This is a genomic window from Comamonas terrigena NBRC 13299 (assembly GCF_006740045.1).
GTDB classification, from domain to species: Bacteria; Pseudomonadota; Gammaproteobacteria; order Burkholderiales; family Burkholderiaceae_C; genus Comamonas; species Comamonas terrigena.
In genome coordinates, this window is record NZ_AP019749.1 from 1,053,258 (window position 1) to 1,071,325 (window position 18,068).

General features: G+C 66.5%; 18 protein-coding genes and 1 tRNA gene. 15 read left to right on the forward strand and 4 right to left on the reverse strand.

What is annotated here, in order from left to right; all coding sequences use genetic code 11:
• Window positions 1-78: 78 nt before the first annotated feature.
• The 8 genes from CT3_RS04815 (at window position 79) to CT3_RS04850 (ending at window position 6,921) form a co-directional block, all read left to right on the forward strand.
• Window positions 79-252 carry a rubredoxin gene (locus CT3_RS04815; RefSeq protein ID WP_172591871.1) on the forward strand — a complete coding sequence of 58 codons (174 nt, stop codon included), beginning with the start codon at window positions 79-81 and terminating at the stop codon, window positions 250-252.
• A gap of 252 nt (window positions 253-504) precedes the next feature.
• Window positions 505-1,104 (forward strand): YqgE/AlgH family protein, encoded by a 600-nt coding sequence (locus tag CT3_RS04820; RefSeq protein WP_066539628.1) that lies wholly within the window; start codon window positions 505-507, stop codon window positions 1,102-1,104.
• Entirely contained in the window at window positions 1,101-1,622 is a 522-nt protein-coding gene (gene ruvX / locus CT3_RS04825) for a Holliday junction resolvase RuvX (RefSeq protein WP_083520551.1), read from the forward strand. The genes CT3_RS04820 and ruvX overlap by 4 nt, the downstream gene beginning before the upstream one ends.
• Window positions 1,619-2,140 carry a bifunctional pyr operon transcriptional regulator/uracil phosphoribosyltransferase PyrR gene (gene pyrR, locus CT3_RS04830; RefSeq protein ID WP_066539627.1) on the forward strand — a complete coding sequence of 174 codons (522 nt, stop codon included), beginning with the start codon at window positions 1,619-1,621 and terminating at the stop codon, window positions 2,138-2,140. The genes ruvX and pyrR overlap by 4 nt, the downstream gene beginning before the upstream one ends.
• A 2-nt stretch (window positions 2,141-2,142) precedes the next feature.
• Complete coding sequence (locus CT3_RS04835) at window positions 2,143-3,105, forward strand: aspartate carbamoyltransferase catalytic subunit (RefSeq protein ID WP_066539845.1); 963 nt, start codon at window positions 2,143-2,145, stop codon at window positions 3,103-3,105.
• A 181-nt stretch (window positions 3,106-3,286) separates the two neighbouring features.
• Entirely contained in the window at window positions 3,287-4,582 is a 1,296-nt protein-coding gene (locus tag CT3_RS04840) for a dihydroorotase (RefSeq protein WP_066539624.1), read from the forward strand.
• 22 nt (window positions 4,583-4,604) lie between these two features.
• Entirely contained in the window at window positions 4,605-5,366 is a 762-nt protein-coding gene (locus CT3_RS04845) for a lysophospholipid acyltransferase family protein (RefSeq protein WP_066539623.1), read from the forward strand.
• 142 nt (window positions 5,367-5,508) lie between these two features.
• Window positions 5,509-6,921 carry a dihydrolipoyl dehydrogenase gene (locus CT3_RS04850; RefSeq protein WP_066539622.1) on the forward strand — a complete coding sequence of 471 codons (1,413 nt, stop codon included), beginning with the start codon at window positions 5,509-5,511 and terminating at the stop codon, window positions 6,919-6,921.
• Window positions 6,922-6,983: 62 nt separating this feature from the next.
• Here CT3_RS04850 and CT3_RS04855 read toward each other — a convergent pair whose 3' ends face one another.
• Window positions 6,984-8,072: an ABC transporter ATP-binding protein gene (locus CT3_RS04855; protein WP_066539620.1), complete on the reverse strand. Its 1,089-nt coding sequence runs from the start codon at window positions 8,070-8,072 to the stop codon at window positions 6,984-6,986.
• Window positions 8,073-8,201: 129 nt separating this feature from the next.
• Between CT3_RS04855 and CT3_RS04860 the strand changes: the two genes are divergently transcribed.
• The 6 genes from CT3_RS04860 (at window position 8,202) to CT3_RS04885 (ending at window position 14,543) form a co-directional block, all read left to right on the forward strand.
• The gene (locus CT3_RS04860) at window positions 8,202-9,845 is read left to right on the forward strand and encodes an ABC transporter permease (RefSeq protein WP_066539843.1); all 1,644 of its coding nucleotides are present in this window, start codon (window positions 8,202-8,204) and stop codon (window positions 9,843-9,845) included.
• A gap of 29 nt (window positions 9,846-9,874) precedes the next feature.
• Window positions 9,875-10,270: a DUF423 domain-containing protein gene (locus CT3_RS04865; RefSeq protein WP_066539619.1), complete on the forward strand. Its 396-nt coding sequence runs from the start codon at window positions 9,875-9,877 to the stop codon at window positions 10,268-10,270.
• A 50-nt stretch (window positions 10,271-10,320) separates the two neighbouring features.
• On the forward strand, window positions 10,321-10,671 hold the full coding sequence (gene arsC, locus CT3_RS04870) for an arsenate reductase (glutaredoxin) (RefSeq protein ID WP_066539617.1): 351 nt from the start codon (window positions 10,321-10,323) through the stop codon (window positions 10,669-10,671).
• Between the two features lie 270 nt (window positions 10,672-10,941).
• Entirely contained in the window at window positions 10,942-12,480 is a 1,539-nt protein-coding gene (locus CT3_RS04875; RefSeq protein ID WP_066539615.1) for a Do family serine endopeptidase, read from the forward strand.
• Between the two features lie 39 nt (window positions 12,481-12,519).
• Window positions 12,520-13,179 carry a response regulator transcription factor gene (locus tag CT3_RS04880; protein WP_066539613.1) on the forward strand — a complete coding sequence of 220 codons (660 nt, stop codon included), beginning with the start codon at window positions 12,520-12,522 and terminating at the stop codon, window positions 13,177-13,179.
• Window positions 13,176-14,543, forward strand: coding sequence for an ATP-binding protein (locus CT3_RS04885; RefSeq protein WP_066539610.1), 1,368 nt, complete (start codon window positions 13,176-13,178; stop codon window positions 14,541-14,543). The genes CT3_RS04880 and CT3_RS04885 overlap by 4 nt, the downstream gene beginning before the upstream one ends.
• 103 nt (window positions 14,544-14,646) lie before the next feature.
• On the opposite strand, the gene CT3_RS04890 is transcribed toward CT3_RS04885, so the two are convergent.
• Both CT3_RS04890 and CT3_RS04895 read right to left on the reverse strand, forming a co-directional pair.
• The gene (locus CT3_RS04890; protein WP_066539609.1) at window positions 14,647-15,801 is read right to left on the reverse strand and encodes a DUF697 domain-containing protein; all 1,155 of its coding nucleotides are present in this window, start codon (window positions 15,799-15,801) and stop codon (window positions 14,647-14,649) included.
• A 40-nt stretch (window positions 15,802-15,841) separates the two neighbouring features.
• Window positions 15,842-16,165: a hypothetical protein gene (locus tag CT3_RS04895; RefSeq protein WP_066539608.1), complete on the reverse strand. Its 324-nt coding sequence runs from the start codon at window positions 16,163-16,165 to the stop codon at window positions 15,842-15,844.
• Between the two features lie 591 nt (window positions 16,166-16,756).
• On the opposite strand from CT3_RS04895, the gene CT3_RS04900 reads away from it, so the two are divergent.
• A complete protein-coding gene (locus CT3_RS04900; RefSeq protein ID WP_083520549.1) occupies window positions 16,757-17,098 on the forward strand; it encodes a DUF4238 domain-containing protein in 342 nt (113 codons plus the stop codon).
• Window positions 17,099-17,982: 884 nt separating this feature from the next.
• On the opposite strand, the gene CT3_RS04905 is transcribed toward CT3_RS04900, so the two are convergent.
• Window positions 17,983-18,057, reverse strand: a tRNA-Arg gene (locus tag CT3_RS04905).
• Window positions 18,058-18,068 lie beyond the last annotated feature (11 nt).

An 18,068-nucleotide genomic window follows, 5' to 3' on the forward strand; every position in this document is an offset into this window, starting at 1 on the left:
CAGGCGTCGGCTCGATCAAGACGAGCGCCGCTAAGGGCTGGATAAAATGATTCATTCTATGTGAAGGCCTTTTTAGCTGTGGTGGACCCTAAAACTTGGATATGTGTGGTGTGTGGTTGGATGTATGACGAGGCGCAGGGCAGCCCCGAGCATGGCATTGCCGCAGGAACGCGATGGGAAGATGTGCCCGCCGACTGGACCTGCCCGGAGTGCGGTGTGGGCAAGTCCGACTTCGAGATGGTCGAGTTCTGAATTCTGAAGGCTGCGTGACCACCCGCTGCAGCCCCCGGGCGGTGGTGCAAGCCGCCCAGGCCCTGGCGGCAGGGCCTGGGCAGGGGGTGTTGGAGCAGAACAGTCAGTTATTCCGCCATCCGAATGGCGGGAATAACTGCCAAGCAAGCACAGGCAGCTCACATTTTTTCTGCCGCCCTATGACCCCATGCGCCACGGCGGTCCGCGGGCGGCCTGCGACCGGCGGGGGCGAACCCCGCTAAAATCAGGGCCATGCCCGCTGAATCTGCGCCTATCAATCTGACGCACCATTTCCTGATCGCCATGCCCGGTCTGGAAGATGAATCTTTTTCCCGCAGCGTGGTGTACTTGTGTGAACACAGCGAGCGCGGCGCGCTCGGCCTGATCATCAACAAGCCCATGGAGCTGAGCCTGGAAGGCCTGCTGCACAAGATCGACCTGCCCATGGGGCGGGATGATCTGAGTGCCGCCCCCGTCTTCAAGGGCGGCCCCGTGCAGACGGATCGCGGCTTTGTGCTGCATGACCCCATCGTGGTCGAGGGCGCAGCGCCCGATACGGCCATCTATGCCTCCACCCTGACCATTCCCGGCGGGCTGGAGATGACCACCTCCAAAGACGTGCTCGAAGCCCTGTCCACCGGTGCCGGCCCGCGCCGCGTGCTGGTGACGCTGGGCTATGCCTCCTGGGGCGAAGGCCAGCTCGAATCCGAGCTGGGCGAGAACGCCTGGCTGACGGTGGCCGCCGACGCCGACGTGGTGTTCGACACCCCGCCCGATCAGCGCTACGACAAGGCCCTGGGCCTGCTCGGCCTGCAGGCGTGGATGCTCTCGCCTGACGCGGGGCACGCATGACCCATCCCACCCCGGACCACCGGCCCGGCAGCGCTGCTGCCCCGGCCGTGCAATTGGACGCGACCCCATCGGCCGCATCTGCAGCACCTGTCGCCGCCGCACCCGTGCCGGCGGCGCCTGCCGTTCCGGCCCATTTCCAGCAGTTCCTGGCGTTCGACTTCGGCACCAAGCGCACCGGTTGCGCCTCGGGCAACCGGGTGCTGGGCGGTGCCAGCCCGCTGCGCACCATCCAGGCCGAAGGGGCCGATGCGCGCTTTGCCGCCGTGGAAAAGCTGATCCAGGAATGGCAGCCCCAGGCCCTGGTGATCGGCGTGCCCTACCACCCGGATGGCGCGGCGCACGAGAACACGGCCCGGGCCAGGAAGTTCGGCCGCCAGCTGCATGGGCGTTTTCGCCTGCCTGTTTATGAAGTGGATGAGCGCTACAGCACCACCGAGGCCCTGGCCGGTGGCGCCAAGGATGCGGATGCCGCATCCGCCTGCATCATCCTGGAGCAATTTTTGAGGAGTCTTCCATGAGCGTTTCCGTCGCCGGCACTGCCGGTTCCCTGGTGCTGGATGCCGAGGCCCTGTACCGCGAGCTGCTGCGCGGCGTGCGCAGCCTGATGGGCGCCAACACCCAGTTGGCCGGTGTGGCCTCCGGTGGCGCCTGGCTGGTGGAACGCCTGCACAAGGACCTGGGTCTGCCCGGCACCCCCGGCGTGCTGTCCTCGGCCCTGCACCGCGACGACTTCGCACAGCGCGGCATGGCCTCCAGCGCGCAGACGCAGCTGGGCTTCGACGTGAATGGCGCGGACATCCTGGTGCTGGACGATGTGCTCTACACCGGCCGCACCGTGCGCGCCGTGCTCAACGAGTTGTACGACTACGGCCGCCCGGGTTGCGTGCGCCTGGCCGTGCTGGTGGACCGGGGCGGTCGCGAGCTGCCCGTGGCCGCCGAATTTGCCGCCGCCCGCGTGGCCTTGCCTGCCAGCCAGTCGCTGGCGCTGGCGCGCACCGACGGCGGCACCTTCCAATTTGAAGTCAAAGAGGCATGAACGTGCTGTACAAGCGCAACCCCCAGCTGAACAAGAACGGCGAGCTGATCCACCTGCTCACCACCGAAGGGCTGTCCAAGGACATCCTGACCCATATCCTGGACACGGCCAGCAACTTCGTGAACGTCAACGACCGCGAAGTCAAGAAAGTGCCGCTGTTGCGCGGCAAGAGCGTGTTCAATCTGTTCTTCGAGAACAGCACCCGCACCCGCACCACGTTCGAGATCGCGGCCAAGCGCCTGAGCGCCGACGTGTTCAACCTGGACATTGCCCGCAGCTCCACCGCCAAGGGCGAGACGCTGCTGGACACCATCGACAACCTCTCGGCCATGGCGGCCGATATCTTTGTCGTGCGCCACAGCGAATCCGGCGCGCCCTACCTGATTGCCCAGCATGTGGCGCCCCATGTCCACGTGGTCAACGCCGGTGACGGCCGCCACGCCCACCCGACCCAGGGTCTGCTGGACATGTACACCATCCGCCACTACAAGAAGGATTTCTCCAACCTGCGCGTGGCCATCGTCGGGGATGTGCTGCACTCGCGCGTGGCGCGTTCGGACATCCACGCCCTGACCACCCTGGGCGCAGCCGAGGTGCGTGTGGTTGGCCCCCGCACCCTGGTGCCGTCGGACATGGCGCAGATGGGTGTGCGCGTCTTCCACAACCTGGAAGAAGGCATCAAGGACTGCGACGTCATCATCACGCTGCGTCTGCAGAACGAACGCATGAGCGGTGCGCTGCTGCCGTCGAGCCAGGAGTATTTCAAGAGCTTCGGCCTGACCGAAAAGCGCCTGGAGCTGGCCAAGCCCGATGCCATCGTCATGCACCCGGGTCCCATCAACCGCGGCGTGGAGATCGACTCCGCCGTGGTCGACGGCCCCCAGGCGGTGATCCTGTCGCAGGTGACCTTCGGCATCGCCGTGCGCATGGCGGTCATGTCGATCGTGGCCGGTAACGAGGCCTGATGCATCCGGCCCTCCCCCTGAGCGGTTGTGCCGCGTTCCCTTCGCCCGCTGCGTTGCAGCGGGCAGGGCGGCGACAGCAGGCGGTGTGCAGGGGCGGGTGGCGTGAGGCTTTGCTGGGTATGTTTTTGATTGCTGCTTGTGTGCCTGCAGAGCGCATGGGCGGCCCATTTGGTGTGAAACCATGAAAATCTTGATTCAAAACGGCCGCGTGATCGATCCGGCCCGCGGTTTTGACCAGGTCTGTGATGTGGCGCTGGCCGCCGGCCGTGTGGTGGCGGTGGGCCAGGCACCGGCCGGTTTTGAGGCCGACCGTGTGGTCGATGCCTCGGGCCAGTGGGTGCTGCCCGGTCTGGTGGACCTGGCCGTGCGCCTGCGCGAGCCCGGTTATGAACACGAAGGCATGCTGGCCTCCGAAATGGGCGCCAGCGTGGCCGGCGGCGTGACCAGCCTGGTCTGCCTGCCCGACACCGATCCGGTGCTGGACGAGCAGGGCCTGGTGGAAATGCTCAAGTTCCGTGCGGAAAAGCTGCACCAGTCGCGCCTGTTCCCCATGGGCGCACTGACGGTGGGCCTGAAGGGCGAGACACTGACCGAAATGGCCGAGCTGACCGAGTCCGGCTGCGTGGCCTTCGGCCAGGCCGACGTGCCGCTGGCCAGCATCACCACCCTCAGCCGCGCGCTGGCCTACGCCAACACCTTTGGCTACGCCGTGTGGCTGCGCCCGCAGGACAAGGACCTGGGCAAGGGCGTGGCCGCCAGCGGCCCGCTGGCCACCCGCATGGGCCTGTCCGGCGTGTCGGTGGCGGCAGAAACCATTGCGCTGCACACCATCTTCGAGCTGATCCGTGGCTCGCAGACCCGCGTGCACCTGTGCCGGCTGTCCAGCGCGGCCGGTGTGGAGCTGGTGCGCAAGGCCAAGGCCGAGGGCCTGAACGTGACGGCCGACGTGTCCATCAACTCGCTGCATCTGACCGAAAACGACATCGGCTACTTCGACAGCAGTGCCCGTCTGGTCCCGCCGCTGCGCCAGCAGCGCGACCGCGATGCGCTGAGCGCCGCACTGGCCGATGGCACCATCGACGCCCTGGTCTCCGACCACTGCCCGGTGGATGAAGATGCCAAGGTGCTGCCGTTTGCCGAGGCCGAGCCCGGTGCCACCGGGGTGGAACTGCTGCTGGCCCTGGCCGTGAAGTGGTCGCAGGACCAGAACGTGCCGCTGGTACGTGCCTTGGAAGTGGTCACCGCGGCTCCGGCCCGCGTGCTGGGCGGTGCCCTGGGGACGCTGCAGGCCAGCCTGGGCCAGCTGGTGGATGGCGGCGTGGCCGACCTGTGCGTGGTCAACCCGCAAGCGGCCTGGACCGTGGGTGCCAGCGAACTGGCCAGCCAGGGCAAGAGCACACCGTTCAACGGCTACGAGCTGCCCGCACGCGTGCAGCTGACCGTGGTGGGCGGCCATATCGCCTTCGAGCGCGCGTAAAGCACGGCCGAAAGCACAACCCATGGCCAGTCATCTGCGGGCCAGCGCCCGCGCGCTGCACATGCTGGGCCATGTCCTGCAGGGCATGGCCACGGTGGTGTGGCGCTTTCCGCGCCTCAACAGCCTGGAACGCCAGCAGCGTGTGCAGGCCTGGGCCAGCGCCTTGCTGGGCAAGGCCGGCATCCGGCTGGAAGTGATCGGCCATCCGGTGTCGGACGGGCCGGCCCTGCTGGTGGCCAACCACATCTCGTGGCTGGACATTCCTGTCATGCACGCGGCACGCTTTTGCCGCTTTGTCTCCAAGGACGATGTGCGCAGCTGGCCGTTGATCGGCCGGCTGGCCACGGCGGCGGGCACGCTGTACATCGCACGCAGCTCGCGCCGCGACGCGCAGCGCATGGTGCAGACCATGGCCGACAGCCTGGCCCAGGGCGATGTGCTGGCCGTGTTTCCCGAAGGCACCACGGGCGATGGCCTGCGCCTGCTGCCGTTTCACAGCAATCTGCTGCAGTCGGCCGTGGTGGCCGATGTGCCGGTGCAGCCCGTGGCGCTGCGCTTTGTGACGGCGGCGAGCGGCGAAGTCAGCACCGCACCCAGCTACGAAGGCGATACCACGCTGCTGACCTCCATCTGGCGCACCCTGCGCGCCGACGATCTGGTGGCCCAGGTGCACTATGGTGTGCCCGAGACGGCCCGTGGGCGCGACCGCCGCACATGGAGCGAAGACATGCGCCAGCGCGTGGCGGCCCTGGCAGGCCTGCCCTGCGGTCCGGCGGGCGACTGAATTTGCCCGCGCTTTTCCACGCCACACGGCCCGGTGACCCCGGGCCGTGTTGGTTTCCGGGCGCATCGGGCCATTTGCCTACTGCAGATTGCACGTTCTGCTATCAGAATGGTGAGCAAGTCATCAGTTCAGGAGGGCAGACATGGGAGCGAACGTGCAAGTGGATGTGGCCGTCATCGGCGCCGGAACAGCGGGCATGAATGCCTTCAGCACGCTGCGCAAGGCCGGCGTGCGGGCCGTGATCATTGACCAGGGCCCGCTGGGCACCACCTGTGCCCGTGTGGGTTGCATGCCGTCCAAGGCCGTGCTGCAGGCTGGCAAGCGCTGGGACATGCTGCGCAGCCTGTTGCCAGCGGCCCACCGCGACCGTGCGCTGGACCTGCTGCCCGCAGGCAGCACCACGCCCCAGCTGCTGTGGGAGCAGGCACTGACCACACGCGACCAGTTGGTGGAAGGCAATATCCGCCAGCTCAACGATCTGGCGGGCGATGCGCTGCTGAGCGGCCAGGCGCGTTTCACCGGGCCGCAGACCCTGCTGCTGGAAGGCGGCACCACGGTGGAAGCCAAGGCTTTTGTGCTGGCCACGGGCTCCGAAGCCACGCGGCCCCAGGCGCTGCACGATGCCCTCGGCGACAAGCTGATCACCACCGACGAATTGTTTTATCTGGACGCGCTGCCGCGCAGCCTGGCCGTGGTGGGCCTGGGCCCCATCGGCCTGGAGATGGGCCTGGCGCTGTCGCGCCTGGGCAGTCAGGTGGTGGGCAGCAACCGGTCGCGCCGTATCGGACTGATGGAAGACCCGGAAGTGAACAGCGCAGCGCTGGACTACTTTGGCAGGCAGTTTCCCATGGCGTTCGAGGCGCCGGTGACGGCGCAGCGCCGCAGCGACGGGCGGGTGGACTTTCAGGCCGGGGCCGTGCAGACCCAGGTGGACTGGGTGCTGGCTGCGACCGGCCGCGTGCCACGGACCCAGGCGCTGGCGCTGGAGCAGGCCGGCGCGCATTTCGACGACAAGGGCCGTTTGTGCTGGGACGCGGTCACGCAGCAGGTGCTGGGCGTGCCCATGTTCCTGGCCGGCGATGTGAGCAGCGACCGGCCGCTGATGCACGAGGCTGCCGTGGGCGGCGTGATTGCCGCCCAGCGCGCGCTGCAGCACCTGGGGCTGGAAAAAGGCCAGCCCGTGCGCCGGCGTAGCGCGCCGCTGTCGATCGTGTTCAGCGACCCGGATCTGGCCGTGGTGGGCAAGCGCTTTAACAGCCTGCCGCCCGATGCCGTGGTGGCCACCACGCGCGGCAGCGGCAATGGGCGCTCCAAGATCATGCAGGCGCCCCACCATGTGCTGCGGCTGTATGCCGATGCCAGCAGCCGCAAGCTGCTGGGTGCCAGCATCTTCTGCGCCGGTGGCGAGCACCTGGCCCACCAGCTGGCCTGGGCGGTGCAGCGCGGCGAAACCTCGGAGAGCCTGCGCGATCTGCCGTACTACCACCCCACGGTGGAGGAGATGATCGACAACGCGCTCAAGGAACTGCGTAAGGCTTTCAAGAAAATCGGCTGAAGGGCAGGGGGCTGCAGCGCAGCCCCTCAGCAGCCTTCAACGCAGTGCGCAGTGCGCAGCGCTCAGGGCACCGGGCTGAGCTGTTCCTCGCGTGGGAAGGTCACCACATGGTCCATGTCCAGACGGATGCCCACGCGCGAGCCCACCGCGTGGTCGTGGTGGCTGGGCACATGGGCCATCACGTTGTGACCGCTGTCCAGCCGCAGCGTGTAGAGAAATTCCGAGCCGCGGAACGCCTTGCGCAGAATCTGCGCCTGCACCGGCGCATGGTCGTCGTGCACGATGTCGTCGGCGCGCAGCAGCACATCGCACTGCCCGCCGGGGTAGGCCGAGGGCAGGGGGCATTCACCCCCATCCACCAGATCGCCCAGCGCGGTGTGCAGCACCACGCCGTGGTCGCCGTGCGGGCGCAGCTCGGCCGGCAGAAATACGCCGTGGCCAATGAAGTCCGCCACAAAGCGCGTGGCCGGACGGTGGTAGAGGCGGTAGGCGCTGTCCCACTGGTGCAGATGGCCATCGTGGATGACGCCGATTTTGTCGCCAATGGCAAAGGCTTCCAGCTGGTCGTGCGTCACAAACAAGGCCGTGGCCTTGGCTTCCTTCAGGATGCCGCGCACCTCGTGGGCCAGGCGTTCGCGCAGGTCCACATCCAGGTTGGAAAACGGCTCGTCCAGCAGCAGCAGCTGCGGGCGTGGAGCCAGCGCGCGAGCCAGGGCCACACGCTGTTGCTGGCCGCCGGAGAGTTCGTGCGGAAAGCGCGCGGCCGATCCGGCCAGGCCCACCAGTTCCAGCACCTCGGCCACACGGCGCTCCTGCTCGGCCTTGGGCAGATCGTGGATGCCGAAGGCCACGTTGCGGCCCACGCTCAGGTGGGGGAACAGCGCGTAGTCCTGAAACACCATGCCGATGCGGCGCTGCTCGGGAGGCAGGGCCACCGTGGGCGAGCTGACCACGCGGCCTTCCAGCGCAATCGTGCCCTCGCTCACTGGCTCCAGCCCGGCCACGGCGCGCAGCAGCGTGGTCTTGCCGCAGCCCGAAGGGCCGATGAGCACGCCGATATCGCCGGCCTGCAGATTCAGGGACACGCCGTCGACAGCCGGGCGGGGGCGACCGGCGTAACGCACGCCGAGTTGGGACACTTGGAGGAACATGGCTAAATTGTAGAAGACGGCAAATGCGTAGAATTTGCATTTGCATTCTTTCCATTCCCTGCGGAATGGACACTTGTGGTGGGTCGCTGACCCCGGGATGTGACCTCCATCTTCCGCCAGGACCTGCTCTTGCGTTTCCGTTCCTTCTCTCCCCGCGCCCTCCCGCTGTTGCTGCTGGCGCTGCTTCTGACTTTGCCGGTGCTGGCCGTGCTGGCCTCGTGGCTGCCCATCGACCAGGCCCTGGGCCAGGGTGAAGCCGCGCCCGCCAGCATCCTGCGCGAGATGGCATCCACCGTGCTGCCGAGCTATCTGGGCACCACCATCTGGCTGGGCCTGCTGGTGGCCCTGGGCGCCGCCATTGTCGGCACCGGCACGGCCGCGGCCGTGACGCTGTTCGACTTCCGGGGCCGCCGCGCCATGGAGTGGCTGCTGCTGCTGCCGCTGGCCATGCCGGCCTATGTGACCGCCTACGCCTACACCGATTTCCTGCAGTTCAGCGGCCCGCTGCAAGTCTGGCTGCGGGACACCTATGGCCTGGAAGGTCGCCTGCTGCCCGAGGTGCGCAGCCTGGGCGGCGCTGTCTGGGTGTTCATTTTCTCGCTCTACCCCTATGTCTATCTGCTGGCCCGCACCGCGCTGGGCGAACGCGCCGCCCACCTGATGGAAGCGGCGCGGCTGATGGGCGCTTCGCTGCGCCGCCGCATCTGGACGGTGGCCCTGCCGCTGGCCCGCCCGGCCGTGGCCGCAGGCGTGGCGCTGGTGCTGATGGAAACGCTGGCGGACTTCGGCGTGGTCAGCTACTTCGGCATACAGACCTTCACCACCGGCATCTACAAAGCCTGGCTGGCCATGGACAACCGCATTGCCGCGGCCCAGCTGTCGACCATGCTGCTGGTGCTGGTGGTCTTGCTGCTGCAGCTGGAGCTGCGTGCCCAGCGCCGCATGCGCTTTACCACCAGCGGCGTGGGTCGTGCCGGCTCGGCCGAAGCACAGCCCCAGCGTCTGCGCGGCTGGCGCTGCGCCCTGGCCTGGCTGGTGTGCCTGCTGCCCGTGGTGATGGGCTTTGTGGCGCCGGTGGCCTTCATGCTGCGCCCGCTGGCGGCCGACTGGACGGTGCTGCCGTGGAACCGCTTTCTGGAATGGGCCGCCAACAGCGTGCGCCTGGGCGCCATCACCGCTGTGCTGGCGGTGGCGATTGCGCTGGCGCTGGCCTATGCCGTGCGCCGCCGCCCCGATGGGCTGACGCGTGGCGTGGTGCAGCTGGCCAGCATCGGCTATGCCGTGCCGGGGGCCGTCATCGTGGTGGGGCTGCTGCTGCCGGTGGGCTGGTTGCAGCAGGCGGTGCCGGAATGGGGCTTGCCCGCGTTGATCACCGCCACGGCCGTGGGTATTGTCTGGGCCTATCTGGTGCGCTTTTGCGCGGTGGCGCTGCAGTCGGTGCAAAGCGGGTATTCGCGCATTCCCATGAGCCTGGATGAATCGGCCCGCATGCTGGGCACGGGCGGCTGGGGTCTGCTGCGCCGCGTGCACTGGCCGCTGCTGCGCCGTTCCACGGCCGCCGCCGGCCTGCTGGTGTTTGTCGATGTGATGAAGGAGCTGCCTGCCACCATGGTGCTGCGGCCTTTCAACAGCGATACGCTGGCCGTGGTGGCCTACCAGCTGGCCCGCGACGAGCGCCTGGGCGAGGCGGCACTGCCTTCGCTGGCGCTGGTGGCCGTGGGTCTGATTCCCGTCATCATGCTCAGCCGCACCCTGCGGTCCGGGCGAAAGTAAACCAAGCAACAAGGAAAGGGCCGAGAGCCATGGGTGGACGAATCTGGATTGCAGTGGCAGGGCTGCTGGGCGCCGTGGGCGTGGGCATGGCCGCCTATGCAACGCATGGGCTGGGCTTTATCGAAGACTCCACCCTGCGCGAAGCGGCACGGGCCACGCTGCAGACGGCCGTGCAGCAGCAGATGTTCCACGCGCTGGCGCTGCTGGGCGTGGGGGCACTGGCGCAGCGGGCGGAAAGCCGGCTGCTGGCGCTGGCCGGCCTGTTGTTCACCGTGGGGGTGCTGCTGTTCAGCGGGCTGGTCTATCTGCGCATTCTGGGCGGTGTGGAAAGCCTGCGCATGTTCGTGCCTTGGGGCGGCACCTGCCTGATCGCCGGCTGGCTGGTGCTGGCTGCCGCCGGACTGGGCTTGCGCAACCGGCCTTGAATCCGTGCCGGACCGGGTGTGCGGGGCTGCGCTGCCCCTACACTCGCGGCATGAGCGATATCACCATTTTTCACAACGCCCGCTGCAGCAATTCGCGCGGCGCGCTGGCCCTGATCCGCGAGCGCGGCATCGAGCCCAATATCGTCGACTACATTGCCACGCCGCTGACGGCGCCCGAGCTGGCCGAGCTGGTGGAACACCTGGGGGTGCCGGTGCGGGAGCTGCTGCGCACCAAGGAAGCGGCCTACCAGGAACTGGGCCTGGACCAGCCGGGTGTGAGCGATGTGCAGATCATCCAGGCTGTGGCGGCCCATCCGGCGCTGCTGAACCGCCCCATCGTGGTTACCCCCAAGGGCGCAGCGCTGTGCCGCCCGCCCGAGAAGGTGCTGGAGCTGCTGTAAGCACCACGCGCCGGCCCGGCGGCGCTGATACGGCCGCGTGGGGCAGGGGGCCAAGGCGCAGCGCACAGCTGCGGACCGTACGCCCAGCGTATCCATTGCTGTGAGCAGGTCGGGCCACGGCCTGTGAAGGACGCTGACCAAGGTGCCTGGCCCGCAGTCTCAGGCGGCAGCGGCGGCTTAAGTCGCTTCTTAAGTCACTTTTAAGTCTGGGCGGGAACACTGCAGTCCATCGCAATGCCGGCATGCCGGTAGGACTGAAAAGGAACCGCCATGGATACTCTGCTCTCTACCCCCCGTCGTCTGGTTCTGGCCCTGGTGGCCGCTGGCGCCATTGGCGCAGCGGGTGCCGGTCTGGTGACCGGTTTGCACCACGAAGCACGCGCTACCCCGGTCGCCACTGTGGCGGCTGCGGTGGCCCCGGCCACGGCCACACCGGCCTCCGTGCCCACCGTGGCCATGCCCGACTTTGCCGCCATCACCCGTGCCAACGCGCCGGCGGTGGTGAACATCAGCGTGGTGGGCGATGCCCGCGCCATGCAGATGCGTGGCGACGCCGCAGCCGACGACGATGACGATGACAGCGGCGCCGGCCCGCAGATCAGCCCGGACGACCCCTTCTTTGAATTCTTCCGCCGCTTTGGCATGCCGGGCCTGCCCGGTGCCCAGGCCCAGCCGCGCGATACACCGGCACGGGGCGAGGGTTCGGGCTTCATCGTGGGCAGCGATGGTTTGATTTTGACCAACGCCCATGTGGTCTACGGTGCCAAGGAAGTGACCGTCAAGCTCAGCGACCGGCGCGAATTCCGGGCCAAGGTGCTGGGCATGGACCCCAAGACCGATGTGGCCGTGATCCGTATCGATGCGCAGAACCTGCCCACCGTGCGCCTGGGCAACACCAAGGACCTGCAGGTGGGTGAATGGGTGCTGGCCATTGGCGCACCGTTTGGTTTTGAAAACAGTGTGACGGCCGGCGTGGTCAGCGCCAAGGGCCGCTCGCTGCCGGACGACAGCCTGGTGCCTTTCCTGCAGACCGACGTGGCCATCAACCCCGGCAATTCGGGCGGCCCGCTGTTCAATGCGCGCGGCGAGGTGGTGGGCATCAACAGCCAGATCTACACCCGCTCGGGCGGCTACCAGGGCGTGTCGTTTGCCATCCCGATCGAGCTGGCCACGCAGATCCAGCAACAGATCGTGGCCCACGGCAAGGTGGAACATGCGCGCCTGGGCGTGGCGGTGCAGGAAGTGAACCAGGGCTTTGCCGAATCCTTTGGCCTGCCCTCGCCCGAAGGTGCGCTGGTGTCCTCGGTCCAGGACGGCTCGCCCGCTGCCAAGGCCGGTCTGCAGCCGGGCGATGTGCTGCGCGAGGTAGACGGCCAGCGCATTGTCTCCTCCGGCGATCTGCCGGCCTATGTGGGCATGCGCCGTCCCGGCCAGCAGGTGCAGCTGACGGTCTGGCGCCAGGGCAAGCTGCAGCAGCTGAGCGCCACCCTGGCCAGCGCGGACGATGCCAAGGCCAAGAAGACCGCGCAGGCCAGCGTGGAAAAAGGCAAGCTGGGTCTGGGCCTGCGCCCGCTGACCCCGCAGGAACAGCAGCAGGTGGGCGTGCAGGGCGGTCTGCTGATCGGCCAGGTGGCCGGGCCTGCAGCCCAGGCTGGGGTGGTGGCCGGTGATGTGCTGCTGTCCATCAACAACCAGCCGGTCAGCAGCATGGACACCGTGCAGGCCGCCATGGCCAAGGCCGGTAAGACCGTGGCCTTGCTGGTGATGCGCGGGGGCGACAAGATCTTTGTCCCCGTGCACCTGGGCTGAGCGGGATCCATCGGGACGCCACACGGCTATGCTTGCACCATGCGATTGCTGCTGGTTGAAGATGATCCCATGATCGGCGAAGCCGTCCAGGACCTGCTGCGTGGCGCCAGCCACGCCGTGGACTGGGCGCGCGACGGTGCGCAGGCCGACACGGCCTTGCGCACCACCGCCTACGACCTGGTGCTGCTGGATCTGGGTCTGCCCAAGATGGATGGCCTGGACGTGCTGCGCGCACTGCGTGCCCGCAAGGACCGCACGCCGGTGCTGGTGGCCACGGCCCGTGACGCCGTGGCCCAGCGCGTGGCCGGGCTGGATGCCGGGGCGGATGACTACATCGTCAAACCCTATGACCTGGATGAATTGCTGGCCCGCATGCGCGCACTGCACCGGCGCAGCAGCGGGCGGGCCGAGCCGGCGTACTGCCACGGCGGCGTGGAGGTGGACCCCAGCACCCGCAGCGTGACCTTGCAGGGGACCAGCGTGGCGCTGTCGGCACGCGAATGGGCGGTGCTGGAAGCCCTGACCGCCCGCCCGGGCCAGGTGCTCAGCCGTGCCCAGCTGGAAGACAAGCTCTACGGCTGGGGAGAGGAAGTGGGCAGCAACGCGGTCGAGGTGTACATCCACGGCCTGCGCAAGAAGCTGGGCGCCGCGTTCATTCTCAATGTGCGCGGGCTGGGCTATATGGTGCCCAAGGCATGAAGACGACTTCGCTGCGCTTTCGCCTCATCGTGCTGATGGGGCTGGCCATTGTGCTGGCCGCGCTGCTGCAGGGCGCGCTGGCCTACCGCAATGCGCTGGCGGAAGCCGATGCCCTGTTCGACTACCAGATGCGCCAGACCGCGCTGGCACTGCGCGCCGGCCTGCCGGTGGATGCGCGTGCCGCCTCCCCCCTGCTGCCGCCGGAGGACGAAAACCACGAGTTCATTGTCCAGGTCTGGACCAATGAAGGCCTGCGCATTTTTGAATCCGCCTTCGGGGCCGCGCTGCCGCAGATGGCGGTGCTGGGCTTTGCCGATGTACCGGTGCGCGGCACGACCTACCGGGTGTTTTCGCTGCAGTCCCCGGCCCAGGTGATCCAGGTGGCGCAGAACCTGCAGGTGCGCCGCCAGATGGCCCGCACACTGGCCTGGCGCACGGTGTGGCCGATTGCGTTGCTGGCGCCCTTGCTGGCGTTGGCCGTGTGGTGGGTGGTCGGCCATGCGCTGCGCCCGGTGGAGCGGGTGCGGCGCGAACTGGCCGGGCGCAGCGCCGCGTCGCTGGCCCCGGTGGCCGAGGCCGGTCTGCCCCAGGAAGTGCAGCCGCTGGTGCAGGAGCTGAACCTGCTGTTCGCCCGCGTGCAGCAGGCGTTTTCCAGCCAGCAGCATTTTGTGGCCGACGCTGCCCACGCCCTGCGTTCGCCGTTGCAGGCACTGAAGCTGCAGCTGCAAGGCCTGCAGCGCGCGCCCGATGAGGCGGCGCGCCAGCGGGCCCAGCAGCGGCTGGCAGCCGGCATCGACCGTGCAGCCCAGCTGGTGGACCAGTTGTTGCTGCTGGCGCGCGAAGATGCGCAGCAAGGGGCGCGCAGCAGCCCGGCCCCGGTGGTGGATCTGGCGCCGCTGGTGGCACAGCAACTGGCCGATCTGGCCGCCAGCGCCCAGGCCCAGGGCGTGGACCTGGGGCTGGCCGAAGGCAGTGCCGCTGCCGCCCATGTGCGGGCAGAGTCCGCCAGTCTGCAGGTGCTGCTGGGCAATCTGCTGGACAACGCCATCAAGTACACGCCCACCGGTGGGCAGGTGGATGTGCGGCTGGCGTTGTTGCCTGCTGTGCCCGACAGCCCGGCCCAGGTGGAACTGCGCGTGGAAGACAGCGGCCCGGGCATCCCCGCCGCAGAGCGCACGCGGGCGCTGGAGCGCTTTGTGCGCGCCGACGGTGCCGCCGCATCGGGCGTGCCCGGCAGCGGCCTGGGGCTGGCCATTGTGCAGACCATTGCCCAGCGCCAGGGCGGGCAGGTGGAGCTGCTGGAATCAGCCGCACTGGGAGGGCTGTGCGTGCGGGTGTGCTGGCCGGCCGTGGAGTCGGCCTAGGCGGTTGCGGTGCGGCCGTGGAGGTCGCAGCGCTTCGGATGGAGCGAAGGGCGAGCGCATCTGGAGCGCGTTGTTTGCAGGCACTGTAGGCCAGTCCGCTGGCTCAAGGTTTCTTCTTCAAGGCCACGATGGCCGCGTGCAGCTTGTCGCGTGTCTGCTGCGTGGCCTGCTGGGTGCTGTGCTGTACCGCATCGGCGGCGCGTGCCGTGTGGTCGGCCACCTGCAGCGTGGCCTGGTGCAGCTTGCCGGTGGCCTGGTCCACCCAGGCGCCGGACGTGCTGGCTGCACTGCGGGCCGCATCGCGCGTGGCGTCCACCACGGTCTGGCCGCTCTGGCGCACGCTGTCCACTGTGGATTGGGCGGTCTGGCTGACGGCATCGCGCATGCGGCCATAGACCGCCTGGCTGACGCTGCTGCCTGCTTCGCGCACCAGCTGGCCCAACTGGCCGGCCGCGCGCACGGTGGCACTGCGGCGCACGGCAGCGTGTTCCGGGCGCTGCAGCGGCGCGCAGTAGGCCTGGGCCATCAGGCCCACGCGCAAAGTCAGAAAGGCATTGGCCGCGCCGCTGGCCAGGCTGTTGGTCAGCAGGCTTCCCATGGCGCCGAGGCCGGGTACGCTGGCCAGGGCTGCGGGCGTGGTGGCCTGCACCAGCGGGGCCGCCAGTTCGGCAAAGTCCATCTCGTCCAGGCTGTTGGCCAGCAGCATGCAGGCGCCCACATTGCCGTAGAGGTAGCCCATCTGGCGCAGCGAGGGGCGCAGGCCGTAGATGCGTGCCACACGCCACACCAGCCGCAGCTGGCTGGCCAGCACCACCAGGCCATCCAGCCGGCCGTTTTGCAGCAGTGCCGTGCTGGCCAGCACGCTGGCGGCGGTGCGGCGGGTCTCGGCGTCGGCCAGGGTCTGCAGTTGCGCCAGGGCCTGGGCCACATCGTTTTCTGCCTGCAGCGGCTGGCCTGTCAGGTGGGCGTTGCGCGCCAGGTGCTGGCGCAACCGTGTCTGGTAGGCCACCTGCGCTGCGGGGGCGTCGCTGGCGGGTGGTTGCAGTGCCGCAGGCAGGCGCAGCAGCAAGGCAGTGGGCACCACCACCGCCACGGCCAGCAGGGCCAGCAAACCCCAGAAGGTCCACTGCCCGGCGCCGGCATGGACGCGGTCGGCCGCGTCGGCCAGCTGGGAGACCATGGCCACCGTGAACACGGCCACATAGGCCAGAAAGGCGGCCAGCAAGGCCATCAGAATGCGGCGGGTGGTACGGTGCATGGCAGGGCTTTCTCCAAGGGGCAGGGCGTGTGCAGCGGAATCAGGTGTCCATGTCCTTGCGCTGCACTGGGGGCTGCTGGGCATGTTTGCGGCTGGCGCCGGCGCGGCCGGCCTTGCTCCAGTCGTAGAGCTCGCCATCCGGGGTGCGACCGCCTTCCACCGCCGCCACGCCGACGGGGCCGACCATGTCGCGCAGCTCGGACGAAATCGTGACATGCGCATGGCGGGCATCGCTGCGCAGCCGCTGGCATTGCTGCAGCGCTTCGCCCATCTGTGCATCGGAATACGGCAGGCACTGCGGCTGCCAGGCAGGCTCGGCGCCTTCGGGCGAGGTGTTCAGCAGGTAGTAGACAACAATGCTCATGGCGGACTTCTCAAAACTTGAGCCCCGGTTGTACTGCAGTTGAGGGTGGCGGCCGCGTTGTCAGGTTTTGCCGGACGCTGTTTTCGACCGTGTCCGACAAAACTGGATGATGGCCCAATGTGATCGAGTTCCAGCATGCTCGCGACCAAGGTGCGCAACGAAGTTTGACCGCTGCACCTAAATGCTAGAGCGAACCAACCGTTGCAGTGATGGGCCGATTATCAGGACGGCAGCAAAGCCAACAAGGTGGCGCTCATCCGTAAACGCGTCAGCTAAAAATTCGAGCTCGCCCGATTTGGTAAGCTCAAAATCTCGCACACAAGCTGCGCCAGCACATGCCGTTAGTCGCCCACTGAGGCGGATTTTTTGCGGCTGGCGTATGGATGGATTACGCGGTCAAGGCGCAAGCCTATCGAGCTAGGAAATAATTCTTCTTGGTAACTTGAGGACAGCTCTCTTGAAAAACTAAATCAGCCTTAAACGTTTTTGGATAGTTAGTTAGATGCTCCTAAATTTTTTGAGTAAATAGGGTTGCATATTCAGAGCGTAGTCAGCGAGAGTTTATTAACTACTTGCTGTGCAGGAGAGGGAATGAAGGAAATTCGTCGCAACAATCACTTTGTGCCCAAGCTATATCTAAAACAGTGGGCGCAAAACGGTCGGATTCCTACATATCGATTGCTGGTATCTAACGAGGCTGTTCCAGAGTGGCGAGATCTTTCTCTTTCAAAAATTGCTTTTCGCGAACACCTCTACACATACGCGACGGCCAAAGAGGAAACCGACGAATTTGAGCACTGGCTTGCTGAAGAATTTGAAAATCCTGCGGTTGATGCAATTGAAAGAGTTGTGCGAGAGCAGCGACTTACGCCTGAGCATTGGCGCCGCCTTGTGCGTTTTGCTGTGGCTCAGGAGGTTCGGACGCCAGCATAGTTCAAGCGTTTTGTGGCCAGACAGCACGCACAACTACCGAGCCTGATGCAGGAGACATTAGAGAGGTCGGTTGAAAAATTGGAGAAACATCACGCGACCAAACGGCCTTTACCTGCTTCGCCTGAGAAGGATGCTTTGTTTCCGACCAAGGTGGTCATCCAACACGGCGCAGACGGCCAGAGGCGCATTGGTGTGGAGACTGTGGTTGGCCGTCAGCTATGGCTTTGGACGATGCGACACCTTTTGACGACCACTATTGAGCAGATATCCACTCAAAAGTGGAATATTGTGCGCGCGCCTGACGGTGTCTCTTGGCCAACCTCGGACGACCCCTTGATACGGCTTAATTACAGAGGTCCTGCTGAATATGATTTTGGTGGTGGGTGGGGGGTGAAAAACACAGATATCTTCCTGCCTTTGAGTCCAAAGCATCTTTTGCATACCTGTATTTGTGGGCCTGGCTGGCCCCGCGGGGTTACTGTGAGCAGAGATATGGCCCTGTTTGTGAGGCGCATTATCTTGGAGCACTCGGATCAGTATGTTTTCTCAGTGGATAAAAAGGATGTAAGTCGTCTCCGTCCCCGCACGGTTTCGCTTTCGGCGTACAACGAAGAGTCAGCGTTTTGGGCCAAATGGAGGAATGATCAACTACAAGCGGAGCAAGATCTTCACGCCTAATTGAAGTCCCCTTCGAATTGACCTCTTTGAGAATGCCGGCTATCTGACTTGCGCTGAATCTGGACTTTTCAGATAGAGATTCCTGCCGAGAGGATTCTCTACTTTCAAGTGGTTCAGGTTTACGAGGTGACTTCACCTCCCCAAAAAACGCTAAACAGCGGGCTTTAGGTGCTTGGAAAAGCGGCCTAAAAGAACCATGGGCTTGATGGTCCCCCCAACAGGAATCGAACCTGTATCTAGCGCTTAGGAGGCGCTCGTTCTATCCATTGAACTATGGGGAGCGAAACCGCTG